11 protein-coding genes and 1 pseudogene are annotated in these 13,162 nt (G+C 69.1%); 7 read left to right on the top strand and 5 right to left on the bottom strand.

Translation table 11 applies throughout. The features are described 5' to 3' along the window. Positions 1-52 precede the first annotated feature (52 nt). Positions 53-877 carry a S1 family peptidase gene (locus AC0OLQ_RS15495; RefSeq protein WP_484531904.1) on the top strand — a complete coding sequence of 275 codons (825 nt, stop codon included), beginning with the start codon at positions 53-55 and terminating at the stop codon, positions 875-877. Positions 878-1,043: 166 nt separating this feature from the next. On the opposite strand, the gene AC0OLQ_RS15490 is transcribed toward AC0OLQ_RS15495, so the two are convergent. The 3 genes from AC0OLQ_RS15490 to AC0OLQ_RS15480 all read right to left on the bottom strand — a co-directional run bounded on the left by AC0OLQ_RS15490 (position 1,044) and on the right by AC0OLQ_RS15480 (position 6,294). Beyond that, complete coding sequence (locus AC0OLQ_RS15490) at positions 1,044-2,945, bottom strand: AfsR/SARP family transcriptional regulator (protein ID WP_484531903.1); 1,902 nt, start codon at positions 2,943-2,945, stop codon at positions 1,044-1,046. 1,715 nt (positions 2,946-4,660) lie between these two features. Continuing rightward, positions 4,661-5,137 (bottom strand): hypothetical protein, encoded by a 477-nt coding sequence (locus tag AC0OLQ_RS15485; RefSeq protein ID WP_484531902.1) that lies wholly within the window; start codon positions 5,135-5,137, stop codon positions 4,661-4,663. A 566-nt stretch (positions 5,138-5,703) separates the two neighbouring features. Continuing rightward, entirely contained in the window at positions 5,704-6,294 is a 591-nt protein-coding gene (locus tag AC0OLQ_RS15480; protein WP_484531901.1) for a hypothetical protein, read from the bottom strand. Between the two features lie 447 nt (positions 6,295-6,741). Between AC0OLQ_RS15480 and AC0OLQ_RS15475 the strand changes: the two genes are divergently transcribed. Further along, complete coding sequence (locus AC0OLQ_RS15475) at positions 6,742-7,317, top strand: GNAT family N-acetyltransferase (RefSeq protein ID WP_484531900.1); 576 nt, start codon at positions 6,742-6,744, stop codon at positions 7,315-7,317. Positions 7,318-7,765: 448 nt separating this feature from the next. Here AC0OLQ_RS15475 and AC0OLQ_RS15470 read toward each other — a convergent pair whose 3' ends face one another. Continuing rightward, positions 7,766-8,626 carry a class I SAM-dependent methyltransferase gene (locus tag AC0OLQ_RS15470; protein ID WP_484531899.1) on the bottom strand — a complete coding sequence of 287 codons (861 nt, stop codon included), beginning with the start codon at positions 8,624-8,626 and terminating at the stop codon, positions 7,766-7,768. Between the two features lie 423 nt (positions 8,627-9,049). On the opposite strand from AC0OLQ_RS15470, the gene AC0OLQ_RS15465 reads away from it, so the two are divergent. The 4 genes and pseudogenes from AC0OLQ_RS15465 to AC0OLQ_RS15450 all read left to right on the top strand — a co-directional run bounded on the left by AC0OLQ_RS15465 (position 9,050) and on the right by AC0OLQ_RS15450 (position 10,852). Beyond that, positions 9,050-9,310 (top strand): hypothetical protein, encoded by a 261-nt coding sequence (locus AC0OLQ_RS15465; RefSeq protein WP_484531898.1) that lies wholly within the window; start codon positions 9,050-9,052, stop codon positions 9,308-9,310. Positions 9,311-9,620: 310 nt separating this feature from the next. Then, positions 9,621-9,911, top strand: a pseudogene (locus AC0OLQ_RS15460) (DUF5994 family protein); the annotation flags it as partial. 291 nt (positions 9,912-10,202) lie between these two features. Next, the gene (locus AC0OLQ_RS15455; RefSeq protein ID WP_484532354.1) at positions 10,203-10,376 is read left to right on the top strand and encodes a hypothetical protein; all 174 of its coding nucleotides are present in this window, start codon (positions 10,203-10,205) and stop codon (positions 10,374-10,376) included. 287 nt (positions 10,377-10,663) lie between these two features. Beyond that, positions 10,664-10,852: a hypothetical protein gene (locus AC0OLQ_RS15450; RefSeq protein ID WP_484531897.1), complete on the top strand. Its 189-nt coding sequence runs from the start codon at positions 10,664-10,666 to the stop codon at positions 10,850-10,852. Positions 10,853-11,045: 193 nt separating this feature from the next. Here AC0OLQ_RS15450 and AC0OLQ_RS15445 read toward each other — a convergent pair whose 3' ends face one another. Further along, on the bottom strand, positions 11,046-11,669 hold the full coding sequence (locus AC0OLQ_RS15445; protein WP_484531896.1) for a dihydrofolate reductase family protein: 624 nt from the start codon (positions 11,667-11,669) through the stop codon (positions 11,046-11,048). A gap of 383 nt (positions 11,670-12,052) precedes the next feature. Between AC0OLQ_RS15445 and AC0OLQ_RS15440 the strand changes: the two genes are divergently transcribed. After that, on the top strand, positions 12,053-13,111 hold the full coding sequence (locus tag AC0OLQ_RS15440) for an IS110 family RNA-guided transposase (RefSeq protein WP_484531895.1): 1,059 nt from the start codon (positions 12,053-12,055) through the stop codon (positions 13,109-13,111). The last annotated feature ends 51 nt before the right edge of the window (positions 13,112-13,162 follow it).

Below are 13,162 nucleotides of genomic sequence, written 5' to 3'. Positions count from 1 at the left end.
GTGTATCGGCAGAGCAGCCGACGTTGGCGCCCTCGGGTGCTACCTTCGCCCGATGATCCGTCTGCCAGGCGTTGCGCGGCTCCTCAGGACGAGCGCCGCCATCGCGGTACTGGGAACCTCCGCTGCACTGATCGCCCCCGCCGCAGCCCACGCCATCGCCAATGGGACTCCGGTCGCGGAAGGCCAGTACCTCTTCTCGACAAAACTCACCATGACCAACATCCCGCGCGCCGACGGGACGACCTACGACAGCGCCTGCTCGGGGGCCCTCGTCGCTCCTCAATGGATCATCACAGCGGGGCACTGCTTCCACAACGCCTCGGGGAGCCGGGTCAGCGGGCCGGTGCCCTACGCCACCACCGCTACCGTCGGTCGTGCTGACCTCACCGCCACCACTGGTTACCTCGTCGATGTCGTGGAGGTGCGGCAGGCGTCCCGCCACGATGTGGCACTTGCCAAGCTGGCCACCCCCATCACCGACATCAGCCCGTTGCCGGTCAGCACCACGACGCCACGAACCGGGAGCATCCTGCGGATGACCGGCTGGGGCGCCACCGGCTCAGTCAATCCCACACCGGTCGCTCATCTGCAGACCGGCCAGTTCAAGATCACGCGCGTTGCTGGCGACTCGGTCATGGTGGTCGGCTACGCCCCAGCCGCGAACACCAGCGCATGCGCCTACGACTCCGGCGCGCCGTACTTCGCCGAAAATGCGGACGGCAGCCAGACGCTGGTGTCCGTGGAGTCCGACGGTCCGGCGTGCCCACACTCCCAGGAGGAGACGACGTCCCGGGTCGATCGGATCGCCGACTGGATCCAGCAGACCACCGGCCTCAGCGGCACCGGACGAGTCGGCCCCGGCGGTAACGGCAGGTAACCAAAAAGCGGAAGCGCCATGTGCGATGGGCGTGTCTCGGTCGCCCGCGCACCCTCATCAGGGCTTCCCGGACGTCCGTCGAACCCGCATCGCCGGCTGCAAGATCGAACCGCAGAGATCACCCGGTCCACCGGAGGCGCAGGCGGGATGGCGGCGGTACCCAGCCTCACCCTGATCCAGTCAGCAGGGTCAGGGCCGGATTCCCCCGGACCGGCGGAGGCGCCGGCTCGGACGACGCTGCAGCCAGTTCCACGGCGTACTCCCGAACCAGCGGCGGTAGCCGATAGCCGCTGGGCCCGTCCCACGTGACCAGGTGCGCGTCGACCAGGTCCTCCAAGGCTCGGCGAACGCGTTGGGCGGAGACGCCGAGGTGCATCGCGGCTCGATTCACCATCCCCATAGCCTCCGGGCCGGCGGCGAGCAGTTCAAGGAGCCGACCGACCAGTTCATCCTCGGAACACACCAGGCGGACACCTGTTGCCAGACTTGCCCGCACCGACAGGTCGTCGTAGGTGAGCAGGTCCAGCCGTCCCCCACCATCAGCAAGCTGGCCGACCAAGGCAGCGACCGGAATGTCGGGCCACCTCGCCAGCTTCGAGCCGGCAATTCGCAACGCCAGCATCGATCCGGCGCAGAGGCAGATCAGCTGGTCGGTGGCGACCGGATCGGCGACCAGCCGGTCCGCGCTGACGAGTGCGGCGAGCAGCGCTCTCGCGCTCGTGGCACCGAGCGGCCGCAGGGCGACGCGTCCTACGCCGTTTAGGCTGCCCAAATACCGTAGGCCCACAGCAAGCAACGCGGGGCCGGGACCGGCGGGTAGCAGGGGCCGCACCTGGGCCGATCCAGCGACTCCATCAATGACCAGAAGGAGCCGACGTCCAACGGTGAGCGAGCGAAACCAGCCGGCTCGCTCGTCGGCATCATCCGGCACGTCTGCGGGCGCAACGCCCAGCGCACGCAGTACCCGGGCGAGCACCTCGCTCGAAGTCATTGAGGTTCGGTAACCGAGGTCTACGAAAACCTGCCCGTCGGGGAATTCACCAGCCACCGCGTGGGCAGCGTGCACAGCAAGCGCGGTCTTTCCGCTGCCCGGCGGGCCAGTGACAACCACAACGGCCGGGCCGTCGCCAGTCAACCCGGTGGCAATCTCCACGGTCTCCCTCCTACGCCCGACAAACGTCACCAGGTCCGCCGGAAGCTCGCGGGGCACTGGCCGGGCCACACCGCTGTTGAGTGCCGGCTCGACGACTGGCGTCGGCGACGCTGGCGGCCTGGTCGACGACTGGGTGAAAGAGATTTCCGGTGCGCGTTCCAAAATCGCGCGGTGCAAGGCGGCGAGCTCCTCGCCTGGCTCAATACCGAGCTGCTCGCCGATTGCGGCGCGGACGTGACGATAGGCCGTCAATGCCGCCGGTACGTCACCACAGCGGTACAGCGCAAGCATCAGCTGCCCCCACGCCCGCTCCCGCAGCGGATTGCCCGCCAGATGTTCTCGCAGCTCGCCAACCAGGTCCGCATGCTTCCCGGCCGACAGTCGGGCGTCAGCCAACTCCTCGACGACCTGAAGCCGCTGCTCCTCCAGGCTTGCCCAGCGGTTGTCCAGCGCAGTGCCGCGCGGAAGACCCTCACCCGCCGCGCCTCGCCAGCAGCCCAGAGCTGCGGTCAGCGCCGCGATGGCGCCAACGGGGTCTCGGTCGGCCAGCCGGCCACGGCCATCCTCGGCCAGCCGTTGAAATTCCACGACGTCCAGCTCATGCGGCTCAAGATGCAACTGGTACGCGTTCGGGCGAGCCACCAATCGGTGACCCAGCACCCGGCGTAGTCCTGCCGCATAAGAACGCAAATTCGCCGTCGCGGAGGCCGGTGGGGCATCGGCCCAGACCAGCTCGGACAAGCGGGTCAGGGAGACGGTCCGGTTCGCCGCCAACGCGAGTCCGGCGAACATCGCCCGCCGCTTCCCGGCACCTGGGGTGACGACCCGACCGTCAACCCTCAGCTCCACAGCGCCCAGAAGTCCTATCTCAACTTGCATCTCGCCGCTCCCCCGTTGAACGTTGAGAAAGCTCACGCTAGACGGGGTGTTCGGGGACAACAAGGCAGGTCGATGGCCGAAATACTGTGATGGTCATCAATTGGAAGAACGGCGTGTCCGTGTAACAGAAGAGCCCGCGAAGGCGCTGCCTGTGAAGCGCGTGGCGAGCTGCCAATGGAGTAATGGTCAAGTCATCAAGGTGGCTTGGGTCATGGTCATTCCTTTAGTCGTTGGGCCACGACCGACCCACTGTGGTGTCTAGGGTTGAACGCTGGGGTCAGAGCCCTCCCGGCCGGAGCGCGGTCCGCCTCCGTCCTGCCAACGGAAGCCACCATCGGCAAGCGGGCCGTCAACGGCCGTTTCACCAGCCGTAAGTCCGGCCCGGTGTCAGGCTGTCGGCTTCGCTGGGGCGCGCGCCTCAGCTCACCGCCTGCTTCACGGGCGCACCGATCCGCGCCTCCACCTCGGCTGTCACCTCGGTCAGGGCGAACGGTCCCCCACATCGTTCCCTCGTCCAACTTCGCCTGGTCGCTGAACCCGAGCGTCGCCTAACGCGTCTTGAACTTCTCCCCGCTCCGGAAGAAGCAGACGATCTTGCCGTCCAGCGCGTAGGCGGGCATCCCAGACCAGAGCTTTGGCGCCAGGACCGGGCGCTGGCTGCGATGACGGCATGGACGCGCTGGGCCATTATCACCACATCCAGATGGTCGCGGCCGAGCTGACCGGTCCGAGTCCCGCATTTCGGCGATTCTGGTGAGCACGTCCCGCGCCGCCTCCGCCGCCTTGCCCGCGCGCGAGCCGCGGCGCGACCGCTTCAGTTCCTGGCGTGGTCCTTCATCGCGGCCCGCTCCTCGTCTGTGAATCCCTCGTGCGTGCTGCCTTCGCCGACGTTGGAGCTCGGGAGCAAACGACCACGCTGGACGAACCCAGTGCACGTGCTGCGGCGACCGTAATCGCTCGGCCGAAACCGTGGCCGCGGTGTGCCGGGTGCACCCCATCGGCTCGATAAGCCCTAGCCTGCCTTCACCCGCCGACCACACCGTCACGGCCGCCACCGCCGCCCCCTGCGCATTACGAACGACCAGGCACCGCGCGTCGACACACGGCGCGCCTGCCGCCATCGTGTGCCAGCGCTCATCGGTGAAGGTCGAGGCGCTCCATGCCGTTGAGCAGCGGCACCCACAGCCGGATGTCACCGCTCGCCGTCCCGTCCGCCGGGCAGGAGGCCATGGAGGTGTAGACCCGCCCGCCAGTGTTCCCTCGATGGTGAGCACCTCGCCGCCGCCAGCGCCCGGCAGCTGCAGGGCAGCAACTCCCGCCGCTCGTGATCGACGACATACAGGTGCATCCCCGGTGGCGCGGAGACCACGGGCAGCGTCGGCGGCAAGCGCGGGCAGATCCCCACTCGCCGCGTGACGCACCCGCTGCACTCTCAGCAGCACGCTCGGGAAGCCCATGGACCGCCGCGAGACGTACGGACGACAGGAGTCGTGACGGTACCCGCAGCGACCGGGATGGGACGGCCGGAGCTCAGCCGGCGGTGGTCTGGTCGGCGAAATATTCGAGCACCGCGCGCACGTCGTGCGCGGTCCGGCCCGCCCCGTTTCCCAGATGATCGCCGCTCGCACCGGTGCCCGGCGGGACCGATGCGACCCGGGCCCGCGGCGGGGACCGCCCGGCCCCTCTCACTACGCCTGCTCACGAGGGGCCGCCATCACCCTTCTCAGCGTCTGCCGCTCGCCGTTACGTAATTACAGCCTACGATTCCACCAGCTCCGGTGAAGACGCGCCTGCGCCTTCAGCCGCCGATGCTCCGCGTGCTGCATCATCACGAGCGCCGGCACGAGGCCGAGCATGAGCGCAGGCAGCCCGGCAGGCGCAGCCCGGTTCTCGCGGAGGATCGCGAGCAGGCAGGTGAGGCCGGAGAAATAGATGATGGGGTTGTAGTACCGCATCAGGTCAGGCCCGAGCCCTTCGCAGTCCTGCAGCCAGGGCACGCCGAATCGGGTCCGGCTCGGCCATCCGGCGACGTGGGCGGTCACCGCGGCCAGGCCGAAGCCGTTCGCTGCGGCCAGCAGTCGATCCGCGGAGGGCGACGGACTGCCCGCGGTGCGCCAGACGCCGGTGGTGCACAATCCCCAGACCGTGGCCGCGCGGTACGGCCCGATCACCGAGGCCAGCGGCATACCGACACCGGCGGCCAACTCGAAGAACACGTGCGCGGCCAAGCCGCCGACCGCCGACCGGGTCAGCGGTCGACGAGGGGCCGTGGCCGTGGCGAACCGGTGCCGGAACGCCGATCCCCGAGATGTCCGAGCCACCGTCGGCCTCCTTCGGGTAATGAGGGCCAGACATCGTCCGGCGTTTGCGGGGCGCGCGGTCGGCTAGCTCCAGCCCATCATCTCGCCACCTCGCTGTCTCTGGGCATCATCCGGCCAGCACCGCGAATGGTCCGTACGCCAGGAACATATTTCGTATGGACCATCGGAGATGGAGAGCAGGGTGAATGCAACGGTGCCGTTCGAGGTACCCGACTCGCCCCTTGATCCAGCGGAGCTGATGTCGGTCGTGAAGGCTGTCGCGGGACGACCCGATCTGTGGGAAGACGGGCTGCGCCAGACCACATGGGAGAGGACGTGCAACGACGTTCACACCGGTGATCATCTCGGCGTCTGGGCGATCTCCTAGATGGCCCGACGAACATGACACCGGCTATCACGACCACCACGTCTCACGTGGCTCCGTCTTCGTGGCAGAGTTGATGATCAGGCACGAACCCCTGCGGCTGGAGGGTTCAGTCCGGCAGCAGTCGCCGGAGCACTCCCTTGCCGGTGGCTCCGATCCGGTACGACTGGACGAGGTACGAGCCGCAGGCGATGTTCGCGCCGGCGAGCACGGGCACCAGGTACTGGGTCAGCCGCTGCCGTCGCTGCCAGACGGCGATCTCGGACGGAGTCTGCGGCGTCGACAGCGTCGCGTCTCGTACCTCGACCTTGTCACCGCGTTGATGCGCCTCCTCGGCGAGCCGCCCGATCTTGCTTCCGCAGTACGCGGCGTAGGCGGTGGTTGCGGCGCCGGCGAGCGCCAGCCCGGCCTTGAGGGCGCCCACCGTCCCGAAGCCCTTCTGCAACGCCATGCGTCGCCCACCCACGCGGGCCAGTTGGGCGCCGGCGAGCAGGGTGGCGCCGATGCCGAGCCACTGCACGGGTCCGAAGCGACCCCACGCCGATTCGGCGACCCGGATGCGGTCGATGCCGTCCTGCAGATCGCTGCCCGCCTTGTTCACTCCGGCGACGCCCATCACGGTCCCGCCGAACCAGAGGGCAGACCCGATGTCGTGCACTGCCTGGGCGACGGCGTGGTTGTCGGTGGCGGTCATCGGCATTTCGGGCTCCTCAGCGGGAAGCTTCGTGCGTGTTCCAGCCATTGTTTGCTTCAGTCCGATTGAAGCATCTTCTCGGCCCGGCGCTGGCGACTTCACGGACAGGGACTCACATCCAGCACGTCGACTGGCACCAACCGCCGGGGGCGCGCTCACCGATCTGCCATCGAGGGGGACCCCGTCCGACATGCGGTGAGGGCAGGCCCGTGCGATACGGCGGACGGCGGCCCTGAGGACCGGTGAACCTGCGCCTGCGGGAAAGGCGATGTTCTGTGCCAGATCAGGTGACGGTGCCCGGGTACGGAGTGGTTCCGTGCCCCGTACCCGGGGCACCCCTGGCCTCGACACCGACGGCGCCGTCGCATTGGACCTACGCAGGCGTGGCTTGTAGGGCCCGGCCCCGTAGGTGCGGGTGGGGCCCGGGTCGGTGGGTTGATCAGTCCGCGAGCCTTGATCGCTGCCGAGTCTGCTGGTTGGCTGGCCGACATGACAGAGCTCGGACCCGCCGCCTGGCCGCCTGAGCCGATCCGGACCGAGAGGCTCGTGCTCCGTGGGTCCGAGGCCCGGGACCGTGCGGCGTTCATCGAGCTGCTGGCGTCGCCAGAGGTGCACACCTACCTCGGCGGCCCCCGCCCGCGTGACGAGCTCGAGCGCGAGATGCCCGGGGCGCCCGAGCGGTGGCCCGGGAGTTTCGTTGTTGATCTCGACGGGGCGATGATCGGCCAGATCCTGCTCAGGAGAGCAACCGGGCACCGCCGCCCGGCTGCCGTGGGGAAGGCCGATCTCGGTTACCTGTTCCTGCCGCGGGCGTGGGGATTCGGGTACGCCGCCGAGGCGTGCGCGGCGGCACTCGACTGGTTCGACGGCGTCCTCCCCGGCGAGCCGGTGGTGCTCACCACCCAAACCGCCAACGTCGCCTCGATGCGCCTCGCGGCAAAGCTGGGGTTCACCGAGGTAGAGCGGTTCCAGGCCTGGGACGCCGAGCAGTGGCTCGGCCTGCGGTCCCCGGTCACGCCGTCCGCTTGAGCCCGTGCTCGACAGCACTGCAGGACGAAGCCCAGCGCTGTTGAACTCTTGAACATCTCACCACGCGGACACGGCCGAACGCCTCCCGAAACGCTGTCGAAGCGCTGTCCGTTCTCATGGTCGAAGCCGGACGATTTGGGGCGCGGCGAGCCCCGAAACCATCGGCTCCGCGTTCGACTGGATGTTGCGCTTCATGGTGCACCCGCCAGAGCTGTGCTTGGCGCTGATCGAGGTGCGCATGCCCTCTGCGCGGCAGGCGGTCCACGAACTGGCGCCCATGCTCGGCTACCTGGACAGCGAGCTCCGTGACGTCGTGAATGGTCTAGTGCCGGGACCACGAACGCTCACGGTGTTGGCTGACACGCCGTCTGGCCTGTTGGTCGGACGGCGTCGTGGCGGTCAGGCTGTGTCGGTGGCAGATCTTGTAAGGGTGCGGCGGCTCATGTGATCAGGGCGCGGCGCGAACCGCCGAGACGAGCCCGCCCGCGCCCTCGTCCTGCTGGGGCGGGGTGAGCACAGGACGCCCGTAGGCCTCGGCGCGCTCACGCAGGGTGAAGGTCTCCGCCTCCCAGCCGAGGCCGTCTAGCCAGCCGACCGGGTCCTCCGGCATCTCCCAGACCCACATCGACGCTGCCGATCCCGAAGCGGCATCCCCGCGGAAGCGTTCGACCACACCGCGCGAGCCCAGTGTGAGGCCCATCCTGCTGCCTGCAGCGGACAGCGCGCCGACCCGTTCGAGCAGCGACTCCACTGCGTCCTCGGGTAGATAGATCAGCAGTCCCTCGGCGATCCACACCGTCGGCTGCGCCGGATCGTGCCCGGCCGCGGCAAGGGCGCCGGGCCAGTCCTCGCGTAGGTCGACCGGGACGGTGATCCGCTCGCAGCGCGGAACGGCACGCTCCTGACGCAGCACCGAGGCCTTGAAGCCAAGCGGTTCGGCCGTGTCGACCTCGAACAACCGCGTACCCGCAGGCCAGTCCATCCGGAAGGCCCTGCTGTCCATCCCGGCTCCGAGCAGCACGACCTGCCGGACGCCGGACGCGACCGCCCGATCCAGCAGGTCGTCCAGGAACTTCGTCCGGATGACGATCGAGAAGGCCACACCGAGCCAGCGGCGCCGCGCCGCCTCGTCCGCGCGCGGGGGCGGCGGCGTCCCGGGGCCTCTCCCGCCGGCCGTGGCGAAGGCCAGCGCCAGCGGGTCCCGGAACAGCGGCTGCTCGCGTGCCGTCTCCATTGCCCTCACCCGGGCCACGCCCACGGCTGTGGCCCACACCCCGGACGGCTCGATCGGTCCCGCCCCATGAGTCATGCGTTCAGCCTAGCTAGGCGGCGTGTCACCCAACACCGTGAACGTTCGTGGTCACAGCACTAGCGAGCAGCGATGGGTGCCGCCGCCGGCTTCCGGTTGGCGTTACCCTCGGAACCGAACGGGGTGCGCAGTCGGGTCATCGCAGCCGCACTCACGTCGACGGTAGGTGTGTGGTCGAAAGGCGCTTCTGCTCCCGGTGCTTCCCGGAATGGACTTGAGTTCTGCACGGTCACATCAGTCAACAGCTACTCCAGAGTTTGCGCGCCAGCGCGACTCACCCGCTCGCATCTGCAAGCCGGGTGCGGTAGATGAGCGGGATGGGTCTGGCCGCTCGTCGGGCAGCGTCGGAGCCGTTTCGCCCCGCCCGCCAAACCCTAACCCAGAACGACCACCCCGTACGGCTTGGGCCGGGGTGCGGGTGGAATGGTGAAGGACTCCGCCGTCAACCGCGACCCGCACCGCCCCGAGCAGCTCGTCCTCACCCACCGCCAAAGGCAGAAGAACCGGGCCGCCGCGTCTGCCCCAGATCACTGCGACATCGTGCTCGGGCCGACGAACCCGAACGAACCTGATTTCTGCGACCAGGACCTCCTATCCCCACCGGCCCTCCAGCGTGAAACCGGCCGGCGCACTGTTCGCGGCTGTGTGGCTGACCGGAACCGCTCCGCGGCGTCCGTCAACTGATCTACGGGCACCTCAGCGCGCTGATCGCGGCAGTTGGCGATGACCTGACTCCGGTACGGGTCGCGATCAGCCGCCAATGTCACGTCGTGATCGGCGGAAGTAGGAGACTGTCGTCGGAACTAGCGGCACCGCGCCGATAAAGAACTAGGTGTTGATCTCAAGGCCCACCCAGACCTCGGGTGAGCTCGGCCCCCTATTGCGGCGTCACCGATCTGACCTTCCCGGACAGGCGTAGGCTGGGGCCAACCGGGAATCGACGACATCCCACTCCTGAGGTGCCCGCCACGCCGGCTCCGCCCAAGAGGATGCCGTGTTCGTACCCGAACGCACCCGATCCGCAGCGGCCCGACCGACCGAGCCGTCGGAGCACCCCGGCCTCGTCCTCGCCATCGACCCGCTGCACGGGCCCGTCCGGCTACTTCTCAAACCCGAGATCTGGGACGGCAATCCAGTCTGCCCGACCATCGGCGGCCGGGTGCTGCGGTTGGGCTACTTCACCAGTCAGCCCGCCAGCCTGCTGACCGCCATCTGCCTCAGGAAGGATCGGGTCGACCTGCTGGCCGTCCCGCCGGACACCCCGGTCGACTTGGCCGAGGCGGCGATGCCGCGCGCCGCCACCGCAGACAACATGGTCCATGCTCCGCAGCTGCGCACCGTCGAAGCACACGATGTCCGGGGCGACGGCCGACCTCGCGGGCAGGCGCACCTGGGAGGGGGTGGCGGCCGTCTCCGCACCGCCCCCGGCGACCCTGCCGCGGTCGCTTCCGGCATAGCCGACGCTGGACCGGCCGGACACTCCGCGCCAAGGGAACCGGCGTCCGCGCCGACAGCACCTGCGCCGAGGCAGCGAAGGACCTGCAGTCTTCCCACCATCGCCATCGAGGAGCAGATCATGACAATCGCCCGGCACACGATCGTCTCCGTGCTGCGTCGGCGCGGCCAGCACACCAGAGCCGACTGGGTCGAGCGGGAGCTGCCGGAGGAGGTCGACACCACTCGGCACACCGGGCTGCTCGCGACCCTGCGACTCGACCCCGCCGAGCTCGGCGATTCCACAGCTCGGTGAGAGTGGCCCTGCTGGGACCGGTGGCCAGGCGGACGTCGCCGCGCCACCACGACCCGTGAGAACAGGTGACCGGCCTCCGGGCCGAGGGCTCGTCGCGCGGGGACGATCGTCGCCCAGCCCAACCGGCTCCTACCGGCACGACCCGGCCTGTCACGACCTCAGGCACACGGGAAGGCAACACGCGAGTGTCCTTGTTCGCCGCAGCGTTAAGCCGGGTCCACGCCCGGCGCATTAACCCGCACCATTCGTCGCCATCGCTCGAGCAGTAGTACCTACGGAGACCCCCCATGCGGTACCTCAGCGACGTCAACCTGCGCGCCGTACTCAACGTCCTCATCGGCCGGGCCGGTGGCACTGTAGAGATCAGCAACGAAGAACTGTACGACGCGATGCTGCCAGACCACAGCCACGGCGAACGCGTGCTCATCGAGGAGACAGGGACCGGCCTACGCCTAACCATCGTTGATCGTCCGTAGGCCGGCCCGCGAAATGTCAAAGCCGCCGGTTCCTCGGACCGCGCGTCGCCCGCTTCCCCGATCCTGGCCCCGCCAAGGGTAGATCAGGAGCAGCACCGTCAGTCCGGTTCCCGCATGAGGTACGCCCCTGCCGGCGACGCGTGAAGACTAAATTCTGGCCGTCCTCAGGGGTGGGCCTCCCCCGCACGCGGGATCAGCGCACGACGGCGTACCGCACATGAACCGCGTACGGCGCGTGGTGGGCCGAAAGGATCTTGAGGTCTATATCTTGGTCGAAGCCCTCGAAGAGCCGCTTCCCCCGGCCCAGGATGACCGGAGCGGTGGTGATGCCGAGCTCGTCGACCACCCCCGCCCTAAGCGCCTGCCGGATGACGTCAGCGCCCCCGCCAATGGCCACGCCGCTGTCGCCGGCCGCCCGCCGGGCCGCCGCCAGCGCCTCCTCGAACCCGTCGACCATGAGGAAACCGGTGCTCGGGTCGGGCTGGTCCGCCGTGCGGTGGGTGAGCACGACCATCGTGCCTCCAAACGGATTCCGGCCGCCCCAGGCCCCGGCGCTGTCGTACATGCCCCGGCCGCACAGGCCGGCGCTCGTCCCCTCGAGCAGCGCGTCGAAGTACGCACGGTCCTCGTCGGTCATGCCGGCGCCGGGCTCGCGCTCGGTCTCGTAGGTCCACGGGCCGCCCATCACCCAGTAGTGGAGCCGCTCGCCGCCGATGCCGAGCCCCTGCCCCTCACGATCGTCGGGACCGGTGACGTAGCCGTCCAGTGACACGGTGATGGCGGCCTTCACAGGGCCTCGCCGTTCCGTGGTGCTCATGATTCCTCCTGTGACGAGACATCGGACCCAGCAGGAACTGCCCGTCGGCGCTGGGCTCATCGGTCCGGTTCGTCGAGCTTGGGTTGGGTCGAGCTTGGGCTGTGCATTCTCGGCGCCATACCGCTCGGCTGACTGTGAGGCTGGCGGGGTCGGTCCGCAGGTGATGGGCTGATGGTCGGCAGCAGTGGGCGTGACTCTTCGTCTGACTGGCTTCGTGCCTTTCGCGGGACTTGTCCGCCTGCTGCTGCCGGCGCCGGCCCGGCGGGAGACGTTTGGCCTGATCAGGAGCTTGACCGCCAGTTAGCGGCTGGCGTGTCTCATCACAGTCCTGCCATCTCCGCACCGGACCGGACCCTTGCGTCCCCACGGTGAGGAGAGAACGCATGTCCATGCTGGCAGATCTGGTCGAGGTCGTCATCGGCGTCGACACGCACAAAGACACGCACACCGCCGCGGTGCTCGACACCCGCACCGGCGGGGTCCTCGCCAGGGCCACGGTGAACACCGACCCGGATGGCTATGCCGAGTTGGTGGCCCTGGCCGGGCAGCACTCGGGGCTGCGGGCCTGGGCGCTGGAGGGCTCCGGTGGTTACGGGGCCGGTCTGGCCCGGCACCTGGCCGACGCCGGGGAGTTGGTCGTGGAACTGGACCGGCCGGTGCGACCGGCGCGCCGAGCCGGGGCGAAGTCCGACCCGATCGACGCCGAACGCGCTGCCCGCGATGCACTCGCCCGCACCCGCCTGGCGCAGCCGAAGACCGGCCCCGAGCGGGCGGCGTTGCAGGCACGACTGACCGCCCGCCGCGCAGCCGTGGAAGCCAGCTCGGACGCCCAGCGGCAACTGCACGCGTTGGTGATCACCGCCCCCGAGGTGGTGCGGGCCCGCTTCCGCGGCCAGAGCACCCGCCTCATGCTCACCACCGCCACCCGGCTGCGCCCCACCACCAACGCCGATGTCGAGGTGTTCACCTGCCTGACCGTGTTGCGGGACCTCGCTCGCCGCGTCCGCTTCCTCGAAGCTGAAGCCACCGCACACGAGAAAGCGATCCGGGCGATCGTTCGCTCCTGGCGACCGGACCTGCTGCAGCTCACCGGCGTCGGACCGATCGTCGCCGCCACCGTGCTCACCGCCTGGTCCCACCCCGGGCGCTGCCGCAACGACGCCGCGTTCGCCATGCTCGCCGGAGCGGCCCCCATCCCCGCCTCATCCGGCAAGACCATCCGTTACCGACTCAACCGCAGCGGCGACCGCCAGCTCAACCGCGCCCTGCACACCGTCGTCCTGACCCGCCTCCAACGCGACGAACGCACCCGCGCCTACGCCGAGCGCCGCCGCGCCCAAGGCAAAACCGACCGCGAGATCAAACGCTGCCTCAAGCGTTACATCGCCCGAGACCTCTACCGACGCCTCGAAACCCCATCCCAACCACTTGACGCGGCATAGGAGCGTCCAGCGACTGGGCCGGGAACACCCTGGTTGCCGCTTCAGCCTGCC

The sequence above is a fragment of the Micromonospora sp. Utrum1 genome (assembly GCF_057197805.1).
Note: the sequence above shows the minus strand (reverse complement) of the source record. Positions and strands in the feature narration are given on the sequence as shown.

Excerpts from the sequence above, each read along its gene's own strand:
- AC0OLQ_RS15495 (WP_484531904.1), top strand. The coding sequence starts at position 53 with ATGATCCGTCTGCCAGGCGTTGCGCGGCTCCTCAGGACGAGCGCCGCC.
- AC0OLQ_RS15480 (WP_484531901.1), bottom strand. The coding sequence starts at position 6,294 with ATGCCGATGACCGCCACCGACAACCACGCCGTCGCCCAGGCAGTGCAC.
- AC0OLQ_RS15470 (WP_484531899.1), bottom strand. The coding sequence starts at position 8,626 with ATGACTCATGGGGCGGGACCGATCGAGCCGTCCGGGGTGTGGGCCACA.
- AC0OLQ_RS15465 (WP_484531898.1), top strand. The coding sequence starts at position 9,050 with ATGGTGAAGGACTCCGCCGTCAACCGCGACCCGCACCGCCCCGAGCAG.
- AC0OLQ_RS15455 (WP_484532354.1), top strand. The coding sequence starts at position 10,203 with ATGACAATCGCCCGGCACACGATCGTCTCCGTGCTGCGTCGGCGCGGC.
- AC0OLQ_RS15450 (WP_484531897.1), top strand. The coding sequence starts at position 10,664 with ATGCGGTACCTCAGCGACGTCAACCTGCGCGCCGTACTCAACGTCCTC.
- AC0OLQ_RS15445 (WP_484531896.1), bottom strand. The coding sequence starts at position 11,669 with ATGAGCACCACGGAACGGCGAGGCCCTGTGAAGGCCGCCATCACCGTG.
- AC0OLQ_RS15440 (WP_484531895.1), top strand. The coding sequence starts at position 12,053 with ATGTCCATGCTGGCAGATCTGGTCGAGGTCGTCATCGGCGTCGACACG.